Origin of the sequence: Streptomyces sp. ISL-99 (genome assembly GCF_018614005.1) — a bacterium.
GTDB lineage: Bacteria > Actinomycetota > Actinomycetes > Streptomycetales > Streptomycetaceae > Streptomyces > Streptomyces flavidovirens.
Genome location: NZ_JAGGPC010000077.1, coordinates 1 through 26,192, shown reverse-complemented (window position 1 = coordinate 26,192; position 26,192 = coordinate 1). Strand labels below are relative to the sequence as shown.

General features: G+C 69.4%; 24 protein-coding genes, 1 pseudogene and 1 riboswitch. Of the genes and pseudogenes, 18 read left to right on the top strand and 7 right to left on the bottom strand.

All coding sequences use genetic code 11. The annotated features are described in order from the left end of the window. The first annotated feature begins 114 nt into the window (after nt 1–114). From J7E91_RS33030 to J7E91_RS32985, 10 genes are all read left to right on the top strand, one after another. The gene (locus J7E91_RS33030) at nt 115–723 is read left to right on the top strand and encodes a CDP-alcohol phosphatidyltransferase family protein (protein WP_214910696.1); all 609 of its coding nucleotides are present in this window, start codon (nt 115–117) and stop codon (nt 721–723) included. 118 nt (nt 724–841) lie between these two features. After that, nucleotides 842–3,337 (top strand): mannose-1-phosphate guanyltransferase, encoded by a 2,496-nt coding sequence (locus J7E91_RS33025; protein ID WP_214910694.1) that lies wholly within the window; start codon nt 842–844, stop codon nt 3,335–3,337. A 97-nt stretch (nt 3,338–3,434) separates the two neighbouring features. Further along, on the top strand, nt 3,435–4,355 hold the full coding sequence (locus J7E91_RS33020; RefSeq protein WP_374224814.1) for a DUF881 domain-containing protein: 921 nt from the start codon (nt 3,435–3,437) through the stop codon (nt 4,353–4,355). Continuing rightward, nucleotides 4,352–4,684, top strand: coding sequence for a small basic family protein (locus J7E91_RS33015; protein ID WP_023543062.1), 333 nt, complete (start codon nt 4,352–4,354; stop codon nt 4,682–4,684). Before J7E91_RS33020 ends, J7E91_RS33015 begins: the two co-directional genes overlap by 4 nt. A 5-nt stretch (nt 4,685–4,689) precedes the next feature. Beyond that, nucleotides 4,690–5,478 carry a DUF881 domain-containing protein gene (locus tag J7E91_RS33010; protein ID WP_214910690.1) on the top strand — a complete coding sequence of 263 codons (789 nt, stop codon included), beginning with the start codon at nt 4,690–4,692 and terminating at the stop codon, nt 5,476–5,478. Nucleotides 5,479–5,560: 82 nt separating this feature from the next. Then, nucleotides 5,561–6,514 carry an FHA domain-containing protein gene (locus J7E91_RS33005; RefSeq protein WP_214910698.1) on the top strand — a complete coding sequence of 318 codons (954 nt, stop codon included), beginning with the start codon at nt 5,561–5,563 and terminating at the stop codon, nt 6,512–6,514. A 17-nt stretch (nt 6,515–6,531) separates the two neighbouring features. After that, complete coding sequence (locus tag J7E91_RS33000; protein ID WP_214910688.1) at nt 6,532–7,275, top strand: MerR family transcriptional regulator; 744 nt, start codon at nt 6,532–6,534, stop codon at nt 7,273–7,275. A 53-nt stretch (nt 7,276–7,328) separates the two neighbouring features. Next, a complete protein-coding gene (locus tag J7E91_RS32995) occupies nt 7,329–7,802 on the top strand; it encodes a bifunctional nuclease family protein (protein WP_006123076.1) in 474 nt (157 codons plus the stop codon). A gap of 167 nt (nt 7,803–7,969) precedes the next feature. After that, nucleotides 7,970–8,593, top strand: a complete 624-nt coding sequence (locus J7E91_RS32990; RefSeq protein WP_214910686.1) for a MerR family transcriptional regulator — start codon at nt 7,970–7,972, stop codon at nt 8,591–8,593. Between the two features lie 69 nt (nt 8,594–8,662). Beyond that, nucleotides 8,663–10,126, top strand: a complete 1,464-nt coding sequence (locus J7E91_RS32985) for a DNA polymerase IV (protein WP_214910684.1) — start codon at nt 8,663–8,665, stop codon at nt 10,124–10,126. On the opposite strand, the gene J7E91_RS32980 is transcribed toward J7E91_RS32985, so the two are convergent. Continuing rightward, nucleotides 10,030–10,419, bottom strand: coding sequence for a PRC-barrel domain-containing protein (locus J7E91_RS32980; protein ID WP_214910682.1), 390 nt, complete (start codon nt 10,417–10,419; stop codon nt 10,030–10,032). The two genes, J7E91_RS32985 and J7E91_RS32980, sit on opposite strands and share 97 nt — an antisense overlap. Before the next feature lie 114 nt (nt 10,420–10,533). Then, nucleotides 10,534–10,630: riboswitch (glycine riboswitch) on the top strand. Between the two features lie 234 nt (nt 10,631–10,864). On the opposite strand from J7E91_RS32980, the gene gcvP reads away from it, so the two are divergent. Further along, a complete protein-coding gene (gene gcvP, locus J7E91_RS32975) occupies nt 10,865–13,750 on the top strand; it encodes an aminomethyl-transferring glycine dehydrogenase (RefSeq protein WP_214910680.1) in 2,886 nt (961 codons plus the stop codon). 114 nt (nt 13,751–13,864) lie between these two features. Here gcvP and J7E91_RS32970 read toward each other — a convergent pair whose 3' ends face one another. Both J7E91_RS32970 and J7E91_RS32965 read right to left on the bottom strand, forming a co-directional pair. Further along, nucleotides 13,865–14,062 (bottom strand): DUF5999 family protein, encoded by a 198-nt coding sequence (locus J7E91_RS32970; protein ID WP_285439164.1) that lies wholly within the window; start codon nt 14,060–14,062, stop codon nt 13,865–13,867. Between the two features lie 323 nt (nt 14,063–14,385). Further along, a complete protein-coding gene (locus tag J7E91_RS32965; protein WP_214910675.1) occupies nt 14,386–14,988 on the bottom strand; it encodes a hypothetical protein in 603 nt (200 codons plus the stop codon). A gap of 493 nt (nt 14,989–15,481) precedes the next feature. Between J7E91_RS32965 and J7E91_RS32960 the strand changes: the two genes are divergently transcribed. Both J7E91_RS32960 and J7E91_RS32955 read left to right on the top strand, forming a co-directional pair. Next, nucleotides 15,482–16,990 carry a glutamate-cysteine ligase family protein gene (locus J7E91_RS32960; protein ID WP_214910673.1) on the top strand — a complete coding sequence of 503 codons (1,509 nt, stop codon included), beginning with the start codon at nt 15,482–15,484 and terminating at the stop codon, nt 16,988–16,990. 157 nt (nt 16,991–17,147) lie between these two features. Further along, entirely contained in the window at nt 17,148–17,954 is an 807-nt protein-coding gene (locus J7E91_RS32955; RefSeq protein WP_214910671.1) for a CPBP family intramembrane glutamic endopeptidase, read from the top strand. Nucleotides 17,955–18,007: 53 nt separating this feature from the next. On the opposite strand, the gene J7E91_RS32950 is transcribed toward J7E91_RS32955, so the two are convergent. Continuing rightward, on the bottom strand, nt 18,008–18,826 hold the full coding sequence (locus J7E91_RS32950) for a PhzF family phenazine biosynthesis protein (protein WP_214910669.1): 819 nt from the start codon (nt 18,824–18,826) through the stop codon (nt 18,008–18,010). A gap of 140 nt (nt 18,827–18,966) precedes the next feature. Between J7E91_RS32950 and J7E91_RS32945 the strand changes: the two genes are divergently transcribed. Further along, a complete protein-coding gene (locus tag J7E91_RS32945; protein ID WP_214910667.1) occupies nt 18,967–19,554 on the top strand; it encodes a PadR family transcriptional regulator in 588 nt (195 codons plus the stop codon). Between the two features lie 67 nt (nt 19,555–19,621). On the opposite strand, the gene J7E91_RS32940 is transcribed toward J7E91_RS32945, so the two are convergent. Beyond that, nucleotides 19,622–20,050 (bottom strand): SRPBCC family protein, encoded by a 429-nt coding sequence (locus J7E91_RS32940; RefSeq protein ID WP_214910665.1) that lies wholly within the window; start codon nt 20,048–20,050, stop codon nt 19,622–19,624. 246 nt (nt 20,051–20,296) lie between these two features. On the opposite strand from J7E91_RS32940, the gene J7E91_RS32935 reads away from it, so the two are divergent. The 3 genes from J7E91_RS32935 to J7E91_RS32925 all read left to right on the top strand — a co-directional run bounded on the left by J7E91_RS32935 (nt 20,297) and on the right by J7E91_RS32925 (nt 23,053). After that, on the top strand, nt 20,297–20,815 hold the full coding sequence (locus tag J7E91_RS32935; RefSeq protein ID WP_214910663.1) for a Clp protease N-terminal domain-containing protein: 519 nt from the start codon (nt 20,297–20,299) through the stop codon (nt 20,813–20,815). Between the two features lie 58 nt (nt 20,816–20,873). Continuing rightward, a complete protein-coding gene (locus J7E91_RS32930; protein ID WP_214910661.1) occupies nt 20,874–21,905 on the top strand; it encodes a DMT family transporter in 1,032 nt (343 codons plus the stop codon). A gap of 161 nt (nt 21,906–22,066) precedes the next feature. After that, complete coding sequence (locus J7E91_RS32925) at nt 22,067–23,053, top strand: EamA family transporter (RefSeq protein WP_308377530.1); 987 nt, start codon at nt 22,067–22,069, stop codon at nt 23,051–23,053. A gap of 111 nt (nt 23,054–23,164) precedes the next feature. Here J7E91_RS32925 and J7E91_RS32920 read toward each other — a convergent pair. Further along, nucleotides 23,165–23,797, bottom strand: a pseudogene (locus J7E91_RS32920) (FMN-binding negative transcriptional regulator); the annotation flags it as partial. Nucleotides 23,798–23,809: 12 nt separating this feature from the next. Beyond that, on the bottom strand, nt 23,810–24,472 hold the full coding sequence (locus J7E91_RS32915) for a pyridoxamine 5'-phosphate oxidase family protein (protein WP_251016626.1): 663 nt from the start codon (nt 24,470–24,472) through the stop codon (nt 23,810–23,812). A gap of 35 nt (nt 24,473–24,507) precedes the next feature. Here J7E91_RS32915 and J7E91_RS32910 point away from each other — a divergent pair, with 35 nt between their 5' ends. After that, nucleotides 24,508–25,842 carry an aminotransferase class I/II-fold pyridoxal phosphate-dependent enzyme gene (locus J7E91_RS32910; RefSeq protein WP_214910655.1) on the top strand — a complete coding sequence of 445 codons (1,335 nt, stop codon included), beginning with the start codon at nt 24,508–24,510 and terminating at the stop codon, nt 25,840–25,842. The last annotated feature ends 350 nt before the right edge of the window (nt 25,843–26,192 follow it).

Here is a 26,192-nt window from a genome sequence, read left to right as displayed (position 1 = left end):
GGTGCGGGGCTTTTCTGCGTTCAGATCCGGTCCGTACCCCTGTGTGCCCGGCTGACGTGGCTGAGGGTAAGGTCAGGGGGCATCATCGGCACCGTTCCCACAGGAGGCCCCCGGGTGGAGGTCCAGGAGACCCGCGTTCAGACGGACCGGGTGCTCACCATCCCGAACATCCTCAGCATGGCCCGCCTCGCCGGCGTGCCTCTGTTTCTGTGGCTGATTCTCCTGCCTGTGTTCGGTGGGCCCAAGAGTGACGGCTGGGCGTTGCTGGTGTTGATGCTCAGCGGCATCAGCGACTATCTCGACGGAAAGCTTGCCCGTCGCTGGAACCAGGTCAGTAAGCTCGGGCGTCTGCTGGACCCCGCTGCTGACCGGCTGTACATCCTTTCCACCTTGCTCGGCCTTACCTGGCGCGAGATCCTGCCGTTGTGGCTCACCGTTGCTCTTTTGACGCGGGAGCTGATGCTTCTGGTGATGGTGGGCATCCTCCGCAAGCACGGTTATCCGCCGCCGCAGGTGAACTTCCTGGGGAAGGCCGCGACCTTCAACCTGATGTACGCCTTCCCGTTGCTGCTTCTCAGTGACGGAAACGGGTGGTTGCCGTCACTGGCTGCTATTTTCGGATGGGCGTTCGCCGGATGGGGTACAACTCTGTATTGGTGGGCAGGAATCCTTTACGTGGTCCAGGTCCGCCGGCTGGTGAAGGCGGAGACCGCGGCCGATTGAGCCTGCCGATTACGGTGCTGCCCAAGCGCCTGATTGTCTGCGCGTGATGCCTCTCGGGCAGTCCCGGACGGGCGAAGTCGGCTAGACCGTTCGTCTCTTCGAGGAGGACTTTTCCGACATGAAGGCCGTCGTGATGGCTGGTGGCGAGGGCACTCGCCTTCGCCCCATGACCTCGAGCATGCCCAAGCCGCTCCTGCCGGTCGCCAATCGGCCGATCATGGAGCATGTGCTGCGGCTGCTCAAGCGGCATGGGCTCAGCGAAACAGTCGTAACCGTGCAGTTTCTGGCCTCGCTCGTCAAGAACTACTTCGGTGACGGCGAAGAGCTCGGAATGGAGCTCACCTATGCCAATGAGGAGAAGCCACTCGGCACTGCGGGCAGCGTAAAGAACGCCGAGGAAGCATTGAAGGACGATGCTTTCCTTGTTATTTCTGGCGATGCTCTCACCGACTTCGATCTCACTGACCTGATCAGATTCCACAAGGAGAAGGGCGCGCTGGTCACGGTGTGCCTGACCCGGGTGCCGAACCCTCTGGAGTTCGGCATCACGATTGTGGATGAAGCGGGAAAGGTCGAACGGTTCCTGGAGAAGCCCACGTGGGGGCAGGTCTTCTCGGACACCGTGAATACGGGCATCTATGTCATGGAGCCCGAGGTGTTCGACTATGTGGAAGCGGATGTCTCTGTCGACTGGTCCGGTGATGTCTTTCCTCAGCTGATGAAGGAAGGCAAGCCGATCTACGGTTACATCGCCGAGGGCTACTGGGAGGACGTCGGCACGCACGAGAGCTACGTCAAGGCGCAGGCCGACGTGCTCGAGGGCAAGGTCGACGTGGATCTCGACGGTTTCGAGATCTCTCCCGGTGTGTGGGTGGCCGAAGGCGCCGAGGTACATCCCGACGCGGTGCTGCGCGGGCCCCTCTACATCGGTGACTACGCCAAGATCGAGGCCGGCGTGGAGCTGCGTGAGCACACGGTCGTGGGGTCCAACGTCGTCGTCAAGAGCGGCGCGTTCCTTCATCGGGCCGTCGTGCACGACAACGTCTACATCGGCCAGCACAGCAACCTGCGTGGCTGCGTGATCGGTAAGAACACCGACATCATGCGCGCCGCGCGGATCGAGGACGGCGCCGTCATCGGGGACGAGTGCCTCGTCGGTGAGGAATCGATTGTTCAGGGCAATGTGCGGGTCTACCCGTTCAAGACCATCGAGGCCGGTGCTTTCGTCAACACCTCGGTGATCTGGGAGTCGCGGGGGCAGGCGCATCTCTTCGGTGCGCGTGGTGTCTCCGGGATTCTGAACGTCGAGATCACCCCCGAGCTGGCAGTGCGCCTTGCGGGCGCCTATGCCACCACGCTCAAGAAGGGCGCGACGGTCACCACCGCGCGTGACCATTCGCGTGGTGCGCGTGCGCTGAAGCGGGCGGTTATCTCCGCGCTTCAGGCGAGCGCCATCGACGTACGCGACCTGGAGAACGTGCCGCTGCCTGTGGCGCGTCAGCAGACGGCGCGAGGCAGCGCCGGCGGCATCATGATCCGTACGACTCCCGGTGTTCCGGACTCCGTCGACATCATGTTCTTCGACGAGCGGGGCGCGGACCTGTCGCAGGCCGGGCAGCGCAAGCTGGACCGGGTGTTCGCGCGGCAGGAGTACCGGCGCGCCTTCCCCGGGGAGATCGGTGACCTGCACTTCCCGGCCAGTGTCTTCGACTCCTACACCGGGTCGCTGCTGCGGAACCTGGACGTCACGGGCATCGCCGACTCGGGGCTCAAGGTCGTCGTCGACGCCTCCAACGGAAGCGCCGGTCTTGTCTTGCCCAGCCTTCTCGGGCGGCTCGGGGTCGACGCGCTGACCATCAATCCCGGTCTGGACGAGTCCAGGCCCACGGAGACGAGCGATTCGCGCCGTTCCGGTCTTGTCCGGCTCGGGGAGATCGTCGCTTCGGCGCGGGCCGCCTTCGGTGTGCGGTTCGACCCGGTGGGTGAGCGGTTGTCGCTCGTCGACGAGCGCGGCCGGATCATCGAGGACGACCGGGCGCTGCTCGTCATGCTCGACCTTGTGGCAGCCGAACGGCGCAGTGGGCGGGTCGCGCTGCCCGTGACCACCACCAGGATCGCCGAGCAGGTGGCGGCGTACCACGGAACGCAGGTGGAGTGGACGACCACCTCGCCGGACGACCTGACACGGGTCGGCCGTGAGGAGTCCACCATCTTCGGTGGTGACGGGCGCGGCGGCTTCATCATTCCCGAGTTCAGCAGTGTCTTCGACGGCGCCGCCGCCTTCGTGCGGCTGATCGGGCTGGTGGCCAGGACACAGCTCACGCTGAGCCAGATCGACGCGCGGATACCGCGAGCCCATGTGCTGCGGCGTGATCTTGCCACGCCGTGGGCCGTGAAGGGGCTCGTCATGCGCCGCGTGGTCGAGGCCGCCGGAGACCGGTTCGTGGACACGACCGACGGCGTGCGTGTGGTCGAGGCGGACGGGCGCTGGGTGATGGTGCTGCCCGACCCCGCGGAGGCTGTCACTCATCTGTGGGCCGAAGGGCCCGATGACGATTCGGCCCAGGCGCTGCTCGACGAGTGGTCCGCGGTCGTGGACAGTGCAGGTCACTGAGGTGTGACCGGTGTGCCGGACGGAGTGTGACAACGCCGTCCGGCACACCGGAGGGGCCATTCGGCGGTAGCTGCTGCGACGTGCGACGATGTGCGGCATGTCGCAGCAGTCCCCTGATCGGAGCACGTCTTCGCCACCTCGGCGCCCCGACGCGTCCATGTCGCTGCTGACCAATGTGATGGACCACAGCCTCGACGACGGATACGCGGAGGCGACCGCCCGCAGGAAGGCAGACGGCAGCGCGGGCATGCCGCGCACGCTGCGCGCGAAGCTCGGACTGGCGGCCGGACTGGTGCTCGCCGCTCTGGTCGTCACGGTGGGTGCGGCGCAGGCGCGGATAGAGGCGCCGGTGATCGCCAAAGAGCGTGAAGAGCTCATCAACCGCGTGGAGGCGGAGACTTCGGCGGCGGACTCGGTGGAGCGGAACGTCGAGAAACTCCGGACCGAGGTGGGGGAGCGGCAGCGCAAGGCGCTCCAGAAGCATGGTGGTGACCAGGGCGGGCTGGTGGCGCTGCTGTCCGGGGCGACGGTGGTGCAGGGGCGTGGGGTGAAGCTCGTCGTCGACGATGCCAAGGACAGCGACGAGGACGGCGGCGGGCCTCGGGAGAGCAGCAGCTTTTCCGACACGGGCCGGCTGCGGGACCGGGACATGCAGCGGGTCGTCAACGGTCTGTGGTCCTCGGGCGCCGAGGCGGTGGCCATCAACGGGCAGCGGCTGACATCCCTGTCGGCGATCCGGGCCGCCGGCGACGCCATACTGGTCGACAACAGGCCGCTGGTGCCGCCGTACACGGTGCTGGCGGTGGGGGACGGGCAGCGGCTGAGTACCGCTTTCCAGGACAGCGCCGATGGCCGGTACCTGCATGTCCTGCAGGAGAGCTACGGCATCAGGACGAGCATTTCCGCTCAGGAGCAGGTACGGCTTCCCGCCGCGCCGAGCCTGATCGTACGTACAGCAGAGCCGCTGGTCGCGGGCGCCGGGCAGGCCGCGGCCAACACAGGGAAGGGCACATCGTGATCGCCGTACTGGGCCTCGTCGTGGGAGTCGTGGTCGGGCTGTTGGTCCGGCCCGAGGTGCCGGCCGTGGTCGAGCCGTATCTGCCGATTGCCGTCGTCGCGGCGCTCGACGCGGTCTTCGGTGGCCTGCGGGCCATGCTCGACGGCATCTTCGTCGACAAGGTCTTCGTCGTGTCCTTCCTGTCGAATGTCGTGGTGGCGGCCCTGATCGTGTTCCTGGGGGACAAGTTGGGCGTCGGTGCGCAGCTGTCCACGGGTGTGGTCGTGGTGTTCGGCATCCGGATCTTCTCCAACGCGGCGGCGATTCGCCGTCACGTGTTCCGGGCGTGAGGCAGATGAGTACAGAAGACAACCCCCGGCGCGACGAAGAAGAAGCGCAGGCTCAGGATCCGGCTCAGGAGCCGGCGACGGGGCGTCAGCGACTGCTCGCGGGGCTCTGGCCGCCGCGTGTCACGCGGGCGCAGCTGATCGTGGCGCTGCTGCTGTTCGTGCTCGGGCTCGGACTCGCCATCCAGGTCAGGTCGACCAGCGACGACAGCGCGCTGCGAGGAGCGCGCCAGGAGGACCTGGTGCGCATCCTCGACGAGCTGGACGACCGTACGCAGCGGCTCGAGGACGAGAAGCAGAAACTCGACGACCAGAAGACCGAGTTGGAGAACAGCTCGGACCAGGCGGAAGAGGCCCGCAAGCAGACGCTGGAGAAGGAACGTCAGCTCGGAGTGCTGGCAGGCACGGTGGCGGCGCAGGGGCCCGGAATCACGTTGACGATCACGGACCCGCACTCCACGGTCGAGGCGGACATGCTGCTGGACGCGATCCAGGAACTGCGGGCGGCGGGCGCGGAAGCGATCCAGATCAATGACGTCAGGGTCGTCGCGGACACGTACTTCCTGAACAGCGGCGGCGGCATCCAGGTGGACGGGAAGAAGATCGCAGCCCCGTACCGCTTCGAAGTGATCGGCAAGCCGCAGGATCTGGAGCCCGCGCTCAACATCCCCGGCGGCGTCGTTCAGACGCTGGAGGAGGAGCGGGCGGTCGCTACCGTCACCCGCTCCGGGAAGATCGTCGTGGATGCCTTGCGACCGGCGAAGCAGCCTGACTACGCTCAGTCGTCACCGCGGTGAGGCGGGGACGCATGGGGGCACGGGGACAAGGGCATGAGGTTGCGGGGGGTCGGCGCATCGAAGGTGTGGTGCGTGGTGGAAACTGTTTGGTGGATACGGACGTTGTGAAGATGTCCGGTTCGGCAGGTGTGTTCATTCAGGGTTCGTCCTGCCCCACGGGCGGGTCTGTTTCAGTCAAGGGGAATCGCCCGTGAAGTTGTTTGCGAAGTTGTTCGGCAAGAGTGCACGCGAGGACGGTGCGAACAGCACTGCCCGTCACCGTGCGCCGCGTGGTGAAGAAGTTGAGGGGCAGGGTGGCGAGCGGCCGCTCTTCCGGGACGAGGTCGCTGGTCCGGGCGGCGGCATTTCGGGTGGGCCGGGCGCGTCGTCTGTTGACCCCGCCGGTCCCGGCCGCATAGGTTTCGGGGAATCAGCCTCGAGTACGGGTGGAGAGTTTTCCTCGGATCCGTACGCATCCGATGCCTCCCAGGGGCAGCCGCGGCAGGAGGATCCGTCCATGTCGGCCTTGCCGGTTTGTACGAGGTGCGGGCACCGCAATGCCGAGGCCAGTCGTTTCTGTTCCAACTGCGGGGCACCGCTGCGGCCCGGAGTGGCCGCCGAGCGTCCCTCGGAGACGACGTCGACGATCTCCATCTCCGGGCTCGAGGCGTACGAGGCCGAGGCGACGGGACAGACCGCCGCTCCCTCGCTCTCGCCGGAGGCCCAGGCGGCCGTCGATGCCCTTCCGCTCGGTGCGGCGCTGCTCGTGGTGCGACGCGGTCCGAATTCGGGCAGCCGCTTCCTCCTGGACAGCGAGCTGACCACGGCCGGCAGGCACCCGCAGAGCGACATCTTCCTCGACGACGTGACGGTGTCGCGTCGGCATGTGGAGTTCCGCCGGGGCGCGGACGGCGGATTCACCGTCTCCGATGTCGGCAGTCTCAATGGCACCTACGTCAACCGTGAGCGGATCGACTCGGTCCCGCTGTCGAACGGCGACGAGGTGCAGATCGGTAAGTACCGGCTGGTCTTCTACGCGAGCCAGCGGGCCATCTGACCCGTACGGGAAGGTCCATGCAGCGAACACCGACGGGCGGTGCCGGAAACGGCACCGCCACCGCGGGCGACCGGCTGGTGAGTATCGGCACCGTGCTGAACCTGCTGCGTGACGAGTTTCCCGAGGTCACCATCTCCAAGATTCGTTTTCTGGAGACCGAGGGGCTCGTCGAACCGCAGCGGACCGCCTCCGGCTACCGCAAATTCAGCCCCGACCATGTCGAGCGGCTGGCCCAGGTGCTGCGTATGCAGCGCGATCACTACCTCCCGCTCAAGGTCATCCGCGAGCACCTCGACGCGCTGGAGCGCGGTGAGCAGGTGCGGCTTCCGGCTGCCGGTGGGCCGGGGGAAGCGGACGACGGCGCCCCCGACAACGGGACGGACCGCCCGACCGCGGCCCGGATCGGCCGGGAGGAGCTCCTGGCGGCCGCCGAGGTCGGCGAGGAGGAGCTCGAGGCCTGGGAGTCGTACGGCTTGATCTCGCCCCTGCCGGGTGGCGGCTACGACGCCGAAGTCGCCACGGTGGCCAAGCTTGTCGCTGAATTTGGCCGGTTCGGACTGGAGCCGCGGCATCTGCGCGCGGTGAAAGCGGCGGCGGATCGCGAGGCCGACCTGGTCGAACAGGTTGTCGCGCCGCTGCGCCGGCACCGGAATCCGCAGACCAGAGCCCATGCGGAGGCTACGGCCAAGGAGCTGGCCGAGCTGTCCGTCAGGCTCCATTCGGCCCTCATCCAGGCAGCACTCGGCGTGCGGCTGCACTGAGCTTGGGGGATCCCGACTACCCAAACCTGCCAGGCACGTCCTAGGGTTGCTGTGTGAACGAGCTCGACGTCGTAGGTGTCCGGGTAGAAATGCCCTCGAACCAACCGATCGTGCTCCTGCGCGAAGTGGGAGGCGATCGGTACCTCCCCATCTGGATCGGGCCGGGGGAGGCGACCGCGATCGCCTTCGCCCAGCAGGGGATGGCCCCTGCCAGGCCGCTGACCCATGACCTCTTCAAGGATGTACTGGAAGCGGTCGGCCAGGAGCTCACCGAAGTCCGCATCACCGACCTGCGGGAAGGGGTCTTCTACGCCGAGCTGGTCTTTGCCAGCGGAGTCGAAGTGAGCGCGAGGCCGTCCGACGCCATAGCGCTTGCGCTGCGTACCGGAACGCCGATCTACGGCAGTGACGGGGTGCTGGACGACGCGGGCATCGCGATTCCTGACGAGCAGGAGGACGAGGTGGAGAAGTTCCGCGAGTTCCTCGACCAGATCTCTCCCGAGGACTTCGGGACCAACAGTCAGTGAGCCGCGCGCCAGGCGCTGTCCGCGCATTCGAGTAGCCTTTCCCGGAAGCGAGGCACGGGAAACCACTCTCAGGGTGATTATCACTCGGCGTGCCGAGTGTGGCGATCGTTGACGCACCCCGGGTGACTGCCTACCGTCGACAGGGCAGGTCAAGGACGGAGGTCGGCGTGAGAAGCAGCGGCGACGGTACGGTGGCGGGCGGGCCGTATCCGCTTCACGGCAGTGTGGTCGACCCTCTGGCGGGGCGGCAGGGCGTGACCTCGGCCACGGGCGGGGCGACGGCGGCCGACGACAGCACCCAGAGCATCGGGTACCGGGGGCCCACCGCGTGCGCGGCGGCGGGGATCACGTACCGGCAGCTCGACTACTGGGCGCGTACGGGACTGGTGGAGCCGAGCGTGCGACCGGCTTACGGGTCGGGCACGCAGCGTCTGTACAGCTTTCGCGATGTGGTCGTCCTCAAGATCGTCAAGCGCTTCCTGGACACCGGTGTCGCGTTGCAGAACATTCGCGCCGCCGTCCAGCACCTGCGCGCCCGCGGATTCCAGGACCTGGAGCGGATGACGCTCATGAGCGACGGCGCGACGGTGTACGAGTGCTCGTCGCCCGACGAGGTCGTCGAACTGCTCCAGGGCGGCCAGGGCGTCTTCGGAATCGCCGTGGGCGTGGTCTGGCGGGATGTGGAGAGTGCCCTGTCCCAGCTGCACGGCGAGCGCGTCGACACCGGCGAGACGCTGGTCGGGCACAACCCCACCGACGAGCTCGCACGGCGCCGCAACAAGGCCGGCTGACCGGGCGCTCCGGCTTTCCGCAGCGCCGGAGGCCGCCGATTGTCAGTGCCGTACGGCAGCATCGATGGTGTGAGATCCGCGCCGACCATCCTGCATCTGGACATGGATGCCTTCTACGCCGCCGCAGAGCAGGCAGCGAAGCCGAGTCTGCGCGGAAAGCCCGTGGTGGTCGGCGGTATCGGCACCCGTGGGGTCGTCGCCACCGCCTCGTACGAGGCCAGGCGCTTCGGGGTGCATTCCGCGATGCCGGTGGCCCAGGCGCGCCGGCTGTGTCCGAACGCCGCTTACCTGATGCCGCGCTTCGCCCTCTACCGGTCGGTGAGCGAACAGGTCATGGAGCTTCTCGGCCGGCTTTCCCCGTTGGTGGAGCCGCTGAGCCTGGATGAGGCCTTCGTCGATCTGGAGGCGGGCGGGGTGGCGGACGACTCGGTCTCGGCCCGCAGGGCCGGAGAGCTGCTGCGGGTGGACATCAGAGCTGTCACGGGGCTCACGGGGTCTGTGGGGCTCGCGGGGTCCAAGATGCTCGCGAAGATCGCGTCGGAGCAGGCCAAGCCGGACGGTCTTGTGCTCATCGAGCCGGGGACCGAGCGGGAGCTGCTGGGACCCATGCCGGTACGGATCCTGCCCGGGGTCGGGCCCGCGACCGGCGAGCATCTGCGGCGGGCGGGGATGACGACCGTCGCCGACCTGGCGGAAGCGGGCGAGGACGAGCTTGTACGGCTGCTGGGGAAGGCGCACGGGGTCTCGCTGTACCAAATGGCCCTCGGGCACGACGATCGGCCCGTAGTGGCCGAGCGGGACGCGAAGTCGGTGTCGGTCGAGGACACCTTCGAGGTCGATCTGCACGACCGGGTCCGGGTCAGGAACGAGGTGGTACGGCTGTCCGACCGGTGCGTGCAGCGGCTGCGGGCGGCCGGGCGCTCGGGCAGAACCGTGGTGCTCAAGGTGCGCAGGTACGACTTCTCGACGCTGACGCGCTCGGAGACGCTGCGTGGGCCGACGGACGATCCGGCAGTGGTGCGGGAGGCCGCGGGGCGGCTGCTGGAGTCGGTGGACACCACGGGCGGGGTGCGGCTGCTGGGCGTCGGAGTCACCGGGCTCGCCGACTTCACTCAGGAAGACCTCTTCGCGCAGGTGGCGGGTGAGCTCGCGGAGGCGGCGGAGGAAGCGGAGGACAGCGAGGCGGGCGGGGCGGGCGGTGGCGGGGAGCCGGTGGCGCCGGTGCCCGAGCCACCACCGGAGCGCCGGTGGCTGGCCGGGCAGGACGTGCGGCACGCCGAGCACGGAGCGGGGTGGGTGCAGGGCAGTGGCGTCGGGCGGGTGACGGTGCGGTTCGAGGAGCCGACATCGCCGCCGGGGCGAGTGCGGACCTTCAAGGTGGACGATCCGGATCTGGTGCCCTCGGATCCGCTCCCGCTGGTGAGGGTGGCCGGCGATCAGGCGGGGTCGTCGCCGGCCAGCCGCCCGAAGTCCCGGTCGGAGGTGGCGGACTCGGAGGAGGCGGCGTCGGGAGAGGCGATATCGAGCCCGTAGTGGTGGTAGAGCTGCAGCTCCTGCTCGGGGGAGAGGTGGCGGCCGACCCCGAAGTCGGGGGCATCCCTGATCAGCGCGCGGTCGTAGGGCACGCGGAGGGAGTCGTCGACGACCTTGCTGGGCTCCAGGGGGACGAAGGCGTCCCGGCTGAAGAGGCCGGTGCGTACCGCCGCCCATTCGGGGACGCCGGTGGCGTCGTCGAGGTACACCTCGTCCACCGTTCCGATCTTGTTGCCGTTGCGGTCGAACGCCTTGCGGCCGATCAGGCTGCGCGGATCGATGTCGGTCTGCACGGTCCCTCCAACTGATCGCAGCTGCTCCCTAGACCCTACGAAAGGGCACAACTGTGGACTCGGCCACTCGAGGGATCGACGACGGGCCTCGCTGGTAGGCTGGCCAGTGGCTGCTGACCCCGTGCGGGAGAGTCTCCGGTGAACGTGCCGGAGGCGCCGAAGGAGCAACTCCTCCCCGGAATCTCTCAGGCCCACGTACCGCACGGACGAGGTCACTCTGGAAAGCAGGGCGGGCGTCGGACGGGTATGTGCTCGAAGAGGGCACAGCACTTGTTACGGATCCCTTCCTCACCGACGGTGAAAGCCGGAACGACCCCGACGTCAGCGACGTCCCCACGGTCTTCCGGTGAAGCTCTCAGGTTGAGATGACAGAGGGGGAGGCCGTCCGGGTACCCGTGCCGTGGTGCCCCTCGCAGGTCGCGTCAGACCAGGAGGCCTTCCGCAGATGACCGCAAACCGCATTCCGCTCTCACAGCTTGAGCGTGGCATCCCCTTCGAGCAGCGCCACATCGGGCCCGATGCCGGAGCTCAGGCCAAGATGCTTGCCCAGGTCGGTTACGGCTCGCTCGACGAGCTGACCGCGGCCGCGGTGCCGGAGGTCATCAAGAGCGCCGAGGCGCTCGGACTGCCCGACGCGCGCACCGAGGCCGAAGTCCTGGCCGAGCTGCGCACGCTCGCCGACCGCAACCAGGTGCTCGCCCCCATGATCGGGCTCGGTTACTACGGCACCTTCACGCCGCCGGTCATCCTGCGCAACGTCATGGAGAACCCGGCCTGGTACACGGCGTACACGCCCTACCAGCCGGAGATCTCGCAGGGCCGTCTTGAAGCGCTGCTCAACTTCCAGACCATGGTCGCGGACCTGACCGGACTGCCGACCTCGGGCGCGTCGCTGCTCGACGAGGGCACCGCCGCCGCCGAGGCGATGTCGCTCGCGCGCCGCGTGGGCAAGGTCAAGAACGGCGTCTTCCTGGTCGACTCCGACACGCTGCCGCAGACCGTCGCCGTGATCCGGACCCGCGCCGAGCCGACCGGTGTCGAGGTCGTCGTCGCCGACCTTTCTGACGGCATTCCGGCCGAGATGGCCGAGCGCGGTGTCTTCGGTGTGCTGCTCCAGTACCCGGGTGCCTCCGGTGCCGTACGGGACATCAAGCCCGTCATCGAGCAGGCCCACGAGCTCGGGGCGATCGTCACCGTCGCCGCCGATCTGCTGGCGCTGACGCTGCTGACCTCGCCCGGCGAGCTCGGCGCGGACATCGCGGTCGGCACCACCCAGCGATTCGGCGTGCCGATGGGCTTCGGCGGTCCGCACGCCGGGTTCATGGCCGTAAGGGAGAAGTTCGCGCGCAGCCTGCCGGGGCGGCTCGTCGGTGTCTCCGTCGACGCCGACGGGAACAAGGCGTACCGGCTGGCGCTCCAGACCCGTGAGCAGCACATCCGTCGCGAGAAGGCCACCAGCAACATCTGTACCGCGCAGGTCCTGCTCGCGGTGATGGCCGGCATGTACGCCGTCTACCACGGCCCCGACGGGCTGCGCGGCATCGCCCGCCGCACCCACCGGTACGCGACGCTGCTCGCCGAGGGCCTGCGCGCAGGCGGCGTCGAGGTCGTCCACGGCGCGTACTTCGACACGCTCACCGCACGCGTCCCCGGCAGGGCGGCCGACGTCGTCGCCGCGGCCCGCGAGGGCGGCGTCAACCTGCACCTGGCCGACGCCGACCACGTCTCCATGGCCTGCGACGAGACGACGGGCCGCGCGCAGATCGCCGCGGTCTGGGCGGCCTTCGGGGTCGACGCCGACATCGAGGCGCTCGACGCGAAGGTGGCCGACGCGCTGCCCGAGGGGCTGCTGCGGAGCGACGAGGTCCTCACGCACCCCGTCTTCCACCAGCACCGTTCCGAGACCGCGATGCTGCGCTACCTGCGCAGGCTCGCCGACCGCGACTACGCGCTCGACCGCGGCATGATCCCCCTCGGCTCGTGCACGATGAAGCTGAACGCGACCACCGAGATGGAGCCGGTCACCTGGCCGGAGTTCGGTGCGGTCCACCCCTTCGCGCCGGTCGAGCAGGCCGAGGGTTATCTGACGCTCATCCACGAGCTGGAGGAGCGCCTCGCCGAGGTGACCGGCTACGACGCGGTGTCGATCCAGCCCAACGCCGGTTCGCAGGGCGAGCTCGCGGGCCTGCTGGCGGTACGGGCGTACCACCGGGCCAACGGCGACGACCAGCGCACGGTGTGCCTGATCCCGTCGTCCGCGCACGGGACGAACGCCGCGAGCGCGGTCATGGCCGGTATGAAGGTAGTCGTCGTCAAGACCCGCGAGGACGGCGAGGTCGACGTCGAGGACCTGCACGCCAAGATCGAGCAGTACCGCGACGAACTGTCGGTGCTGATGATCACTTACCCGTCCACGCACGGGGTGTTCGAGGAGCACGTCGCCGACATCTGCGCGACGGTGCACGAGGCCGGCGGCCAGGTGTACGTCGACGGCGCCAACCTCAACGCGCTGGTCGGGCTGGCCAAGCCGGGCAAGTTCGGCGGGGACGTGTCCCACCTGAACCTGCACAAGACCTTCTGCATCCCGCACGGCGGCGGTGGCCCCGGCGTCGGGCCGGTCGGCGTACGGGCCCACCTCGCGCCCTACCTCCCGAACCACCCGCTCCAGCCGACAGCCGGTCCCGAGACGGGCGTGGGGCCCATTTCCGCCGCTCCCTGGGGCTCGGCGGGCATTCTGCCGATCTCGTGGGCGTACGTCCGCCTGATGGGCGGCGAGGGGCTCAAGCGCGCGACGCAGGTCGCCGTACTCGCGGCGAACTACATCGCCAAGCGCCTGGAGCCGCACTACCCCGTGCTCTACACCGGTCCGAACGGGCTGGTCGCGCACGAGGCCATCGTCGACCTGCGACCGCTGTCGAAGGCGACGGGCGTCAGTGTGGACGACGTGGCCAAGCGGCTCATCGACTACGGCTTCCACGCGCCCACCATGTCGTTCCCGGTGGCCGGGACGCTGATGATCGAGCCGACCGAGAGCGAGGACCTGGCCGAGATCGACAGGTTCTGCGACACGATGATCGCTATTCGTGCGGAGATCGAGAAGGTCGCGTCGGGCGAGTGGCCCGCGGACGACAACCCGCTGCGCAACGCGCCGCACACGGCGGCCGCGCTGGGCGGCGAGTGGGAGCACGCGTACAGCCGTGAGGTGGCGGTCTTCCCGGCAGGGGTCTCGGCGGCGGACAAGTACTGGCCGCCGGTGCGCCGGATCGACGGTGCGTTCGGTGACCGCAACCTCGTCTGCTCGTGCCCGCCGCTGGACGAGTACGACAACTGACGGACGCGGTACGCGTCGTACGGCGCGGACATGCGCAGGGGGCCGGTTCGGAGGATTTCTCCGGGCCGGCCCCTCGTCGTATCGGTGTGGCTGTGTGGCTGTCTACCGGCCGGGTCAGGCGGCCTTGACCACGTCAAGTGGACGGTGCGGAGCGATGATCTGGCCGTCCGGCAGCAGCTCACCGGTGTCCTCGAAGACGAGAACTCCGTTGCACAGCAGGCTCCAGCCCTGCTCGGGGTGGTGCGCCACAAGAAGGGCGGCTTCCCGGTCGGCGGAGTCGGCAGTCGGGCAGGCTGGCTGGTGCTGGCACATGGAAGGGTTCTTTCGCTGCGTTGTGGTGAGTGTCCTGCGGCTCGATGCGGTGTTCATTGCCGCTCCCCGTATCAGTCGGTCCGGTCCCAGTGTTGCCCCACGGGCGTCGATCCGCAGGGATTTCACGGCAGCTCTCCTTACTGATTAATGACGCGTCACTCGTGCGGACGGTTCAGCTCAACAGGGCGGTCTCTTCGGGTGGTTCGGGGTGGCCGATACGGGCTAGTCCGGATGGGGGGCGTGAGGACGGCACTGTGCCCCGTGGCCGGGGCGGGCACGGGGCACAGTGGACGAGCGGGGCACCCGCGAACGGGCGCCTGAGGTCAGGCGGACTGGCTGAGGAGCGGGACGGCCGCCGGGGGCGTGAGCCGGTGGGTGAGGAGCGGCAGCAGATCGGCGACCCGGTGCGGGCGGTGTGAGGCGATGCCGGGCGGTGCGGGCGCCAGTGGTACGAGCAGGTCTGTCGGAAGCGGCATCGTGTCGGAGGCTTCGGCGCCGGCTTCCGGGCCGTCGTGCAGCCACAGCGTGAGCATGTAGAGCTCCGGTACGGACAGCAGGCGTGGTTGGTAGCGAGAGGTCATCGCCTCGGCCTGGCGCAGCGCGAGCACGCTGGAGGCGATGTACGGGCCTTCGCAGAAGTGCGAGAAGGCCCAGCCGTCGGGGGTGAGCATGGTGTCGGCGGCGGCCACCGTACGGTCGCCGCTGCGGATGAGGAACCGCCAGCCGGTCAGCCGGGTGCGCGGCGGCCTGCTTGACGGGATGATCCCGTCCAGTACGTGGAAGGGAAGCGGGAACTCGGGGCTGAGGGGTCCCTGAGCCGTACGGAGGGCCGGGGGACGGGCCTCGCGGACGGCGGTGGGGGAACTGAGTGCCGCGAGAACGCTGCGCAGGGCGGGCGCGGGAGCCGGGGGGACAAGCAGCGGCATGGTGGGTCGCCTCTCACTTGGGAGACACGGTGATGCGTGGGTGTGCGTGGGCGGTGCGGACGGCGCTGTCTGCGTTCCGGGGTCAGAGGGGGGCCGGGGCGATCGCCGGGCGCCAACTCTCTGCCTCGTCTGCGGAGTTTATACGAGCCGTGTTCACATGGTGTTTCCGCTAGCCGTCGTCCGCATTTCGGGCAAGGCGGTATCCGGACCTTTTCCTGCGGAGAATCTCCCCATTCTTCTGGAGCGCAGGCCCGTGGCCTGGAGAGTTCCAGCGCCAGCGGTAGGCCGAAACTCACCGGCCTTTTTCACCAGCAGTAACCGGGTGGTATCTGCTTTCTGCCGCATGCCGAGTGAATGTGCCACTGAAGTCCTCCAAGGAGGGTACTTGGTCATTGGTTGCCGTGGGGCGTTACTGATCAGCTCCTCTGGGCATCATCGACCGTGACGTGAGTGCCCGATGCTGTGAGCCGCCCACTCGAGGAGGGATGCTTCGATGGGGGAGAAGGTCGTGGCAGGCGGGTTCGACCTGTCGGACCGGCAGAGGTACCGGAAGAAGCTCCACCAGTGCCTGGAGGGGCTGGGGCGGCTGCTGGAGGAGAAGCGCTTCGACCGTCCCAAGAACTTCATGGGACTGGAGATCGAGCTCAATCTCGCCGGGTCCGACGGTATGCCGATGATGATGAACGCGGAGGTACTCGAACGGATCGCGAGCCGTGATTTCCAGACCGAACTCGGCATGTTCAATCTGGAAGTAAATATCGTTCCGCACCGGCTCGGCGGCCGAGTCCTCGATCAGCTGGCGGAAGAGCTGCGCACCGGCCTTGGATACGCGCACAGGAAAGCCAAAGAGGTCGACGCGGGCATAGTGATGATCGGAATTCTGCCGACGCTCGGACGCCACGACCTGGTCTCGGCGAATCTCTCCGACGTCGACCGCTACCAGCTCCTCAACGATCAGATCGTCGCCGCGCGAGGCGAGGACTTCACCCTTGACATCACTGGTGTGGAGCATTTGACCTGCACCTTCGCCTCCATCGCGCCCGAAGCCGCCTGTACGTCCGTGCAGTTGCACCTCCAGGTCACGCCGGGCCGTTTCGCGGACGTGTGGAACGCGGCGCAGTCGATCGCGGGCGTGCAGATTGCACTGGGTGCCAACTCGCCGTTCCTCTTCGGCCGCGAGCTCTGGCGCGAGTCCAGGCCGCCGCTCTTCCAGCAGGCCACCGACACCCGGCCGCCGGAGCTCCAGGCCCAGGGCGTACGGCCCAGGACGTGGTTCGGCGAGCGGTGGGTGGACTCGGCGTACGAGCTCTTCGAGGAGAACCTGCGCTACTTCCCGTCCCTCCTGCCGATCTGCGACGACGAGGACCCGCTCCTCGTGCTCGACGACGGCGGGGTGCCGCGGCTCCAGGAGCTCGTACTGCACAACGGAACGGTCTACCGCTGGAACCGGCCCGTGTACGGGCTGGCCGACGGCGTACCGCATCTGCGGGTGGAGAACAGGGTGCTGCCCGCGGGCCCGACGGTGACGGATGTGATAGCCAACGCGGCCTTCTACTACGGGCTGGTGCGGGCTCTCGCCGAGGACGCGCGGCCGGTGTGGAAGCGGATGCCCTTCGAGGCCGCGGAGGAGAACTTCGACACCGCCTGCCGGCACGGGATCGACGCGGAGATCATCTGGCCGAAGCCGGGTCGCGCCGGCGGGACGGCGCGGGTGCCGGCCGTCAAGCTCGTACGGGACGAACTGCTGCCGCTGGCCGCGGCCGGGCTCGACGCCTGGGGAATCGAGCCCGCGGACCGCGACTACTACCTCGGCGTCATCGAGCAGCGGTGCAGGAGGCGCGTGAATGGCGCTTCCTGGCAGGTCGATACGTACCACCGCGCCCTGGACGCCGGTCTGGAGCGCGAAGCCGCGCTGGCCGCCATGACCCGCCGCTACAGCGAGCTGATGCACCAGGGCGATCCGGTGCATACGTGGCCGGTGGGATTCCCGGGGCGGGCGTAAGGCGCGCGCACGGACCTGGTGCCGTCGTTCGGTTCGTTGTCGGGCAAGCTGTGACGTCCCATGGCAGTGGAGCCCCTCCGCGAATCTCGAAGAATCTCGAAGAACCTCGGACAAAAGAGAAAAGGGGGCTCGCTGCTCTGCTGAACTGGAGGCTGGTGTGCAGGCAGAGGCGGGGCGGGTGGCCGAATTTCCTCCCGGGCAGGGGGTGACGCGACCGATCTTGCGGACCGAGGTCCTGATCGTGCTCGCGCTCTCCCTGGGGGCGAGCGGGGTGTCGTCCTTGATCAGATTTGTCGGAGCCGTCACAAAACCGGGCGGGCTCCAGGACCAGGCGGCGAAGCTCAACACCTCCGCCACGCCCGGCCGGCCGTGGCTGGATCTCGCCTGGCAGTTGTTCGGCATCACATCGGCGCTGGCGCCTGTCGTCCTGGTCGCGTACCTGCTGATGCGGGAGGGGGCGGGGCTGCGCACGATCGGGTTCGACCGTTCGCGGCCGTGGCCGGACCTCGGGTGGGGCACGCTGGTGGCGGCAGGCATCGGCAGTGCCGGGCTCGCTTTCTATCTGGTCGCCGTCGAGTCGGGGTTCAACCTGACGGTGGTGCCGGATTCGCTGCCGCCGGTGTGGTGGAAGTTCCCCGTACTGGTCCTTTCCGCGATGCAGAACTCCGTACTGGAGGAAGTCATCGTCGTCGGGTATCTGCTGCGCAGGCTCGACCAGCTGGGATGGTCGCCGGTCGGCGCTCTGGCGGCGAGCTCGGTGCTGCGGGGCTCGTACCACCTGTACCAGGGGATCGGCGGCTTCATCGGCAACATGGTGATGGGCGCCGTCTTCGTGCTGCTGTACCGGCGGTGGGGGCGGGTCGGGCCGCTGGTGGTGGCGCACACGCTGCTGGATGTGGGGGCGTTCGTGGGGTACGCGCTGCTGGCGGGCAAGGTGGGGTGGCTGCCGACTCTGGAGGACTGAGAGGCGCGGGCGAGAGGGGGCGTACGGAAGTTTCGTACGCCCCCTTCGGTCTGTCAGGCGAGCAGCTCGCCGTCGATGACGGTGACGGCGCCGCCGGTCAGGAGGGTGCGGTCACCGCGCAGTGAGGTGACGACCAGGCCCGAGCGGGCGGATGCCTGGAGGCCGGTCAGCTCGTCGCGGCCGAGGCGCGGGGACCAGAACGGGGCGAGGGCCGTGTGCGCGCTGCCGGTGACCGGATCCTCGTCGATGCCGACGCGGGGGAAGAAACCGCGCGAGACGAAGTCGTAGCCGCGGGAGTGGTCTTCGGCGGCCGCCGTGGCGACGATGCCGCGCTCGGAGTGGGCCACGAGGCCGGCGAAGTCGGGCGTGAGCGCGCGTACGGTCCGTTCGTCGGCCAGCTCGACCAGCAGGTCGCCGATGTGCGGTCCGGTGTCGTGGGCCGAGAGGACCTCGGCGCCCAGGGCTTCGGCGACGCCGTCGGGGACCGGCACCGCGGTGAGCGGCGCGGTCGGGAAGTCGAGGGTGAAGGCGTCGCCGCTGTCCTGTGTTGTCGCGGTGAGGATGCCGCAGAGCGCCGAGAAGCGCACGGTGCCTGTGGCGGCGCCCGTGGAGTGCAGGACGTGGGCCGTGGCCAGCGTGGCGTGGCCGCACATGGCGACCTCGGCGGTGGGGGTGAACCAGCGCAGCGCCCAGTCCGCATCGCCGCCCGGGGGGAGCGGGTGGGCGAAGGCGGTCTCGGAGAGGTTCACCTCGGCGGCCACCTGCTGGAGCCAGGCGTCGTCGGGGAACGGGCCGGAGTCCAGCAGCAGCACTCCGGCCGGATTGCCGGCGAAGGGCCGGTCGGTGAAGGCGTCGACGATTCGAATCCGCATGGACATGAACGTAGGGGTGGAGCAAAGCCGCAGGCCAAGGCCAATTTCGGGTGGCTGGCCTCTTTGATGCTTGTCGGAAGCGGGGTTTCCGATATATCGTTGGCGTATCGCGACAGATCAACGATGGAAGGAGCGTAGTGATGCGTTCGCATGGACATGGGGACTGCGGGCCCGGCCATCGCGGTCGGGGTGACTTCGAGGGGCGCCGTGCCGCCTTCGGTCCTTTCGGGCCGCCGTTCGGCGGGCCGTGGGGCGGTGGCGGACGGGGCAGGGGCGGACCCAGGGGCCGGGCGCGGCGCGGCGACGTACGCGCGTCGATCCTGGCGCTGCTGGCCGACCGGCCCATGCACGGTTACGAGATGATCCAGGAGATCGGCGAGCGCAGCGGTGGGGCCTGGCGCCCCAGTCCTGGCTCGGTCTACCCGACGCTCCAGTTGCTGGAGGACGAAGGCCTGATCGTCAGTGAGAGCGAGGGCGGCAAGAAGCTGTTCACGCTCACCGACGCCGGGCGTACCGAGGCCGGAGCGGGGCCGCGGGCTCCGTGGGAGGAAGCGGGGCGCGGCGTCGACTGGGAGACGATGAACGAGGTCCGGCAGGCCGGATTCGGCCTGATGGAGGCGTTCGGCCAGGTCTGGAAGACCGGCTCCGCCGAGCAGCGGCAGAAGGCTCTCGCCGTCATCAACGAGTCCCGCAAGAAGCTCTACCTGATCCTCGCCGACGAGGACTGAGACGACGACGCCTCGCGGGCAACCGCGGGGCGCCGTCATGTCCGGCGCCTCGGGTGACCGGGCCCTCTCAGGTGACCAGGCCGTCGAGCTTGCGCAGTGACTCGCTCAGGGCGGCGCCCGCCGAGTCCTTGAGCTTGCCCGCCATCAGGGAGACGGCGGCGCCGGTGAACTCCCCGTCGATGCGTACCCGCGTGCCGTCGCCGTCAGGGGTGAGGGAGTAACGCATGGCGAGGCTGACGCCCATGGGGCCCTTGCCCGTGGTCGCGAGCAGCCGGGCCGGCTCCAGCTCCTCGACCGTCCAGGTGACCTCCGCGGGAAAACCCATGAGCTTCATGTTCTCCTCGTACGTCGCCGAGACTTCGAGCACCGCGGGTCCGCCCCTGGGGAAGCTGGTGTGGGTCGCGTTCCACTCGGCGTACGACGTGAAGTCCGTCAGCCGCGCCCAGATCTTCTCGGCCGGCGCCCCGATGCGTGCCTCCGCGCTGGCTTCGGCCATGTGACCACCCCTTTTCGTCGACTGTCGTCGGCCGTCCTCGGCTGTGTGTCGCGGAACGTAGCCGGGGGCGGTGGAACATTCAATACTGATGAACCGTCAGATATGGCGGATTCTCGGGTTGCCCCGATATCCCTGGTCTCATCCGTAAGGAGGAGAACCCGGGCGGGGTTGCCCAACTTCGGTGGGACGCGCGAATGCTTCCCGGCGGGGATGCTCCCGCCGACGGCGGCTGATGAGGTGGGAGGTGTGCAAAGCCGTACACCACGGGTTCCCCGGCAGCCCGTTCCACCCTGTGCAGACATCGAAGCAAGGCTCACCGCGGAGCTCGCCTCGGTGGTCGCGGGCGCGCGCAGGCGGGCGCTGCGGGACGGCGACCGGCAGATCGACACCGCGCATCTGCTGCACTCGGTGATCGAGACGGACCCGGAGGCCAGAGCCGCGTTCGACGGCGGTGCGCCGCAGGTCGCCAGGGTGCTCGGCTATCTCGTGCAGCGCAGCATCGGCTACGGGCTGCGCTGGCAGGGTGCTGTGGAGGATTCGGGCGCGGTGGCCGTGGTGCGGGACTCGCCGGGTGCGGCGGGCTGGTCGCCCGCCGCTGTCACGGCCATGGAGGGAGCCCTGGAGCGCGCGGCGGCGCGCGGTGACGAGCGCGTCGGCGGGCTCGACCTGCTCGCCCTGCTTGCTGCGGATCCCGACTGCCGGGCGGTCGAAGTCCTGCGGCGGGCCGGTGTGGACACTCAGCTGCTGGCCGGGCGCCTTCACTGAGCGTCTCGACAGGTGTCACCAGGGTGACGCTCCTGACCCCAACTGGCATGATGTGCCGATGCAAGCGTCTCAGGGGAGGAGCGCCGGCCTGGGACTAGCCCTGGCATCGGCGTTCGCATTCGGTGGTTCGGGTGTCGCGGCCAAGCCGCTGATCGAAGCGGGGCTCGACCCGCTGCACGTGGTGTGGCTACGGGTGGCGGGCGCGGCTCTTGTCATGCTGCCCGTGGCCTGGCGTCATCGTGATCTGCTGCGGCGCAAGCCCGCCCTGCTCGCCGGCTTCGGCCTGCTCGCGGTCGCCGGTGTGCAGGCCTTCTACTTCGCCTCGCTGTCCCGGATACCCGTCGGTGTCGCCCTGCTCATCGAGTATCTCGCGCCGGCGCTGGTGCTCGGGTGGGTCCGGTTTGTGCAGCGCAGGCCGGTGACGCGCGCCGCCGCGGCGGGTGTGGTGCTGGCCGTCGGCGGCCTGGCCTGCGTCGTCGAAGTGTGGGCCGGGTTGAGCTTCGACGCGCTGGGGTTGCTGTTCGCGCTCGGTGCCGCCTGTTGCCAGGTCGGCTACTTCGTCCTCTCCGACGAGGGCAGTGCCGACGAGGACGCGGCAGATCCGCTCGGCGTCATCGCGTACGGACTGCTCATCGGCGCCGCGGTGCTGACCGTGGTGGCGCGCCCGTGGGGCATGGACTGGTCGCTGCTCGCGACAGACGCCGACATGGGTGGGACGGATGTGCCGGCCGCGCTGCTGCTCGGCTGGATCGTGCTGATCGCCACCGTCGTCGCGTACGTCACCGGTGTCGTGTCGGTGCGCAGACTGTCGCCGCAGGTGGCCGGTGTGGTGGCCTGCCTGGAGGCGGTCATCGCGACCGTACTGGCGTGGGTGCTGCTGCGTGAGCACCTGTCCGCGCCGCAGATCATCGGTGGGGCCGTGGTGCTGATCGGTGCCTTCATCGCACAGTCCTCGGCGCCCAAGGCTCCCAGTGGGCCTGTCGCGGGCGGGCCCGTCGCGGGCGGGCCGGTGGCAGCGGGCGGAGCGGCTGCCGGTGCGGATCTCCAGCATGCCGAAAGGGAGTTGTCCGCGAAGAGGACCGCGCCGTAGGGTGACGATCATGCATCTGACTGTGCTTCCGCCGCCCACCGCGTAACGCGGGCGGCATTGCCGAAGACGAAGACCGGGCTCGGGCAGTCCCCGAGCGGTTCGTCGCTGCCCGCGTGCGGAGCCGAGCGACCACCTGTCCCGTCTTCACGCGGAGAAGTCACGTGTCGAAATCTTCCTGTCCTTCCTCAGGCCTGCCCGTCGGGCGTGGCCTGATCTATCTGATCGTTGCCGGAACCGCCTGGGGCACCGCTGGAGCGGCCGCCTCTCTCACCTTCCTGGCCAGCGATATGGGGCCGCTCGCCCTGTCCTTCTGGCGTTGCGCCGGTGGGCTGGTGCTGCTGGTGGCGGCCCGTGCGCTGCGTCGGCGGCGGGTTGTCGCGGCGGCTGAGGCGGTTGTTGCTCCCGCCGAGCCTCGCAAGCGGCGGCTGACGCGCATTCTCGTCACCGGGCTCGGGCTCACCGTTTTCCAGAGCGCGTACTTCGCGGCTGTCCAGGCCACCGGGCTCGCCGTCGCGACCGTCGTCACCATGGGCGCGGGGCCGGTGCTGATCGCGCTGGGTGCGCGGCTGACCATGGGGGAGCGGCTGGGGCGCGCCGGGGTACTGACCGTGTTCGGTGCGGTTGTCGGGCTCGGCGTGATGGTGCTGGGCAGCGGCGATACGGCCGTGCGGCCCGCCGGTGTCTTTTTCGCGTTGCTCTCGGCCGGTGGGTACGCGGCGATGACACTGCTCACGCGGCGGCTCGGGCGCGACGGGGGCGGGGCCGATCCGTTCCACACGACCGCGTGGGCGTTCGTGATCTGCTCGCTGTGCCTGTTGCCGTTCGCGGCTGCCGAGGGACTGCTGCCGCACACCGGCGACCCGGTGCGGGTGGTGTGGCTGCTGGTGTATGTGGCGGCGGTGCCGACGGCGCTCGCGTACGCGCTCTACTTCGCCGGGGCGGCGGTGGTCCGGTCCGCCACCGTTTCGGTGATCACGCTGATCGAGCCGGTGAGCGCGGCCGTCATCGCGGTTGTCCTGCTGGGTGAGCACCTGACGGTGGCCACCGTGGCGGGGACGCTGCTGCTGCTCGCGGCGGTGGCTGGGCTCGCGTTCGCGGAGGCGAGGACGGCGGCGCTGGGCCGGAGGGCGGCTGGGGCGCTCGTGTAGGCGGGAGGGCTGGGGCGGGGCGGTTCTTCCCCACCCCGGCCCTTCCCTGTCTGCGCCCTGCCCGGCCCCGTTTCTCAAGCGCCGGACGGGCTTGGAGGCGGGGGGAGGTGTGCGGCGGCGTCGGTGGTGGGCGTGGGCCGCGAGGTCGTTCCCGTGCGCGCGTCCGGTCAGGCCCGCTGCCGTTCGGTCCTGTACGTCCTGCGGTTTGTGGCTGCCGTACTTGAACTTGGCCCGGACTTCCGTCACCTCCAGGCGCAGGCCGCGGATGCCCGACAGCATGCGGCCGTACGGTGCTTCCCCGACGGCCGCGCGGGCCGAGCCGCCCTCCGGCTGGAAGTGGGCGACCTGGCGGTTGAGCAGACCGGCCTTCTCCGCCGGGTCGTCCACGAGGTGCGCGGTGCAGCGCAGCTGTACGGCGGCGTAGAAGCTGGTGGGCACGCCGTGTTCGGGCGGGGTGTCGGCCGGTACCTGCCAGGGGCCGGGGATGAAGGTGTAGTCGTCCACGACGCTCAGGAGCACATGCGGGTCGGTTTCGAGCGCCTTGCAGAGTGGGTTCGGACGGGCCAGGTGGGTGAGGACCTCGCCGTACCGGCCGCGTTCGGCGTCGTACAGGAAGTGTGTCGGCTGGACGGACGGGGCCTCGCCCGGCGGTCCGTTGACCGCCAGCTGCCCGAAGTCGTGGATGGCCAGCCACTGCTGCCACTCGCTGTCGCTGTGCGGCGCGTCCCAGGGGTGAATGAGCATGACCGGACTTCCTCAGAGCGTGGTGAGGTAGTCGGGGAGTGCGATGGCCGGGTCCAGGTCGGCTGCCGGGATCGGGGCGCCGTAGCCGCGGGTCAGAGGGACGATACCCGTCCAGTATGGGAGTGAGGCGTCCTCGGGCTCGTCGTTGGGGCCGCCGGTGCGTACCTTCGCGGAGACCTCCTCCAGGTCGAGGCGGATCACTGCGGTCGCCGCGAGCTCCTTGGCGTTGGCCCGGCGCGAGTCGTGGGAGCGGCCTGGGACGACATGATCGACGAGCGCGTCCAGGGCCGTGCGGCGCTCTTCCTCGTCCACGACCTCGTGGGCGATGCCGTGGACCACCACGGAGCGGTAGTTGATGGAGTGGTGGAAGGCGGAACGGGCCAGCACGAGGCCGTCGACGTGGGTGACGGTCAGGCAGACAGCGAGGCCGGGGTCGGCCTGGCCGGCCATGCGCAGGGGGCGGGAGCCCGTGGAGCCGTGCACGTAGAGGCGCTCGCCGACGCGGCCGTAGAGCGTCGGCAGGACGACGGGGGCGCCGTCACGGACGAAGCCGAGATGGCAGACGTAACCCTCGTCGAGTATCGCGTGCACCAGGTCGCGGTCGTACGAGGCGCGTTCCCGCGAGCGAGTCGGGACGGTGCGCTCCGAAGGCGCGTAGGAGGTGGTGTCCGGCATTGCGTTCTCCATTGCACTAGTGCATAGTTGCCTTTGTGCTAGGAGACTATAGGATCAGCGGGCGGCGCGCATCGGAGATTGCCGCGAGCGTGGAGCGCGCGGTGGGTTCCGGCGAGCTGCCGCCAGGGCAACTGCTCCCGCCGATGAGGGGGTTGGCGGGGGAGCTCGGGGTCAACCCGAATACGGTCGCGGCGGCGTACCGCACACTGCGCGAGCGTGGGGTGATTGAGACCTCGGGCCGCCGTGGCAGCCGGGTGCGTCCCCGGCCGGCCAGTACGGCGCGGGATTCGATCAGAGTCGACGTACCGCCCGGTGTGCGGGACTTGAGCGAGGGCAACCCCGATCCGGCGTTGCTGCCGCCGTTGCATGACGCGTTCGCCGCTGCGGCGCGGCGCAATGCGGAGCGGCCCGGGCTGTACGGACAGGATCCCGTCGACCCGGATTTCGCGCGGCTCGCGCGGGCCGCTTTCGACGCGGACGGAGTGCGGGCCGGGCCCGTCGCCGTCACCTCGGGGTCGCTGGACGCGATCGAGCGCGTCCTGGCCGCGCACCTGAAGCCGGGTGACGCGGTTGCCGTCGAGGACCCGGGGTGGAACAGCCTGCTCGACCTCATCCCCGCGCTCGGGCTGCGGGCCGTACCGGTCGGGCTCGACGACGACGGGCCGCTGCCCGGTGAGGTCGAACGTGCGCTCCGGGGCGGGGCCCGCGCCCTCGTGATCACCGACCGGGCGCAGAACCCGACCGGGGCGGCGGTGGGCGTCGCGCGAGCCCAGGAACTGCGCGGTGTCCTGATGATGTTTCCCGGGGTGCTGCTCATCGAGGACGACCACGGTCACGGCATCGTCGATCTGCCGCTGCGTCCGCTCGCGGGTGTCACGGACCACTGGGTGTTCGTGCGGTCCGTCGCGAAGGCGTACGGGCCTGATCTGCGCCTCGCCATGATGACCGGCGACCCGGTCACGGTGGACCGGGTGATGGGGCGGCAGCGGCTCGGGCCCGGCTGGGTCAGCCGGCTGCTGCAGCGGGCGGTGGTCGAGCTGTGGGAGGCGGGCGCCGTGGATGTACGGGCCGTCTCGCGCGAGTACGGCAAGCGCCGGGACGCACTGGTGCGGGCGCTGGCGGAGCGGGGGGTCGAGGCGCACGGACGCAGCGGGCTGAACGTGTGGGTACCTGTGGCGGATGAGACGGGGGTGGTGGCGCGTCTGTTGCACGCGGGGTGGGCCGTTGCGCCGGGGGCGCGGTTCCGGATGGCTGCGCCGCCGGGGGTGCGCGTCACCGTTTCGGCGATGACGGCGGCCGACGTCGGCCCGGTCGCCGCCGCCGTCGCCGCGGCGGCCGGGCCGGCGCCGGGGGGTCGGCGCTATGCGTGAGGTGGGGCGTGGGTCCGGCGGGCGTGGGCCGGGCGGGGGTGGGTTCGGCGGGGCGTGGGTCCGGGCGGAGCTGGTCCGGGCGGGGGCGTGGGTCCGGCGGAGTGTGGGTTCGGCGGGCGTGCCGGGGCGTTTCCTGCGGAGCTCTTTCCCCACCCCGCCCCTTCCCGCTGTGACACTGTGCGGCTGCGCCGCGTTAGGGGCTCCGCCCCGGACCCCGGTCCTCAAACGCCGGACGGGCTGGGAGGTTCGGGGTTGGAGTGGGGGGCTCCGTGCTGGGTCAGGTCTCGGGCGTCGGTTCTCGAAGCGTCGGGCGGGTTGGGAGGTTGGGGGGGGGTGTCTCTATGTCTTTC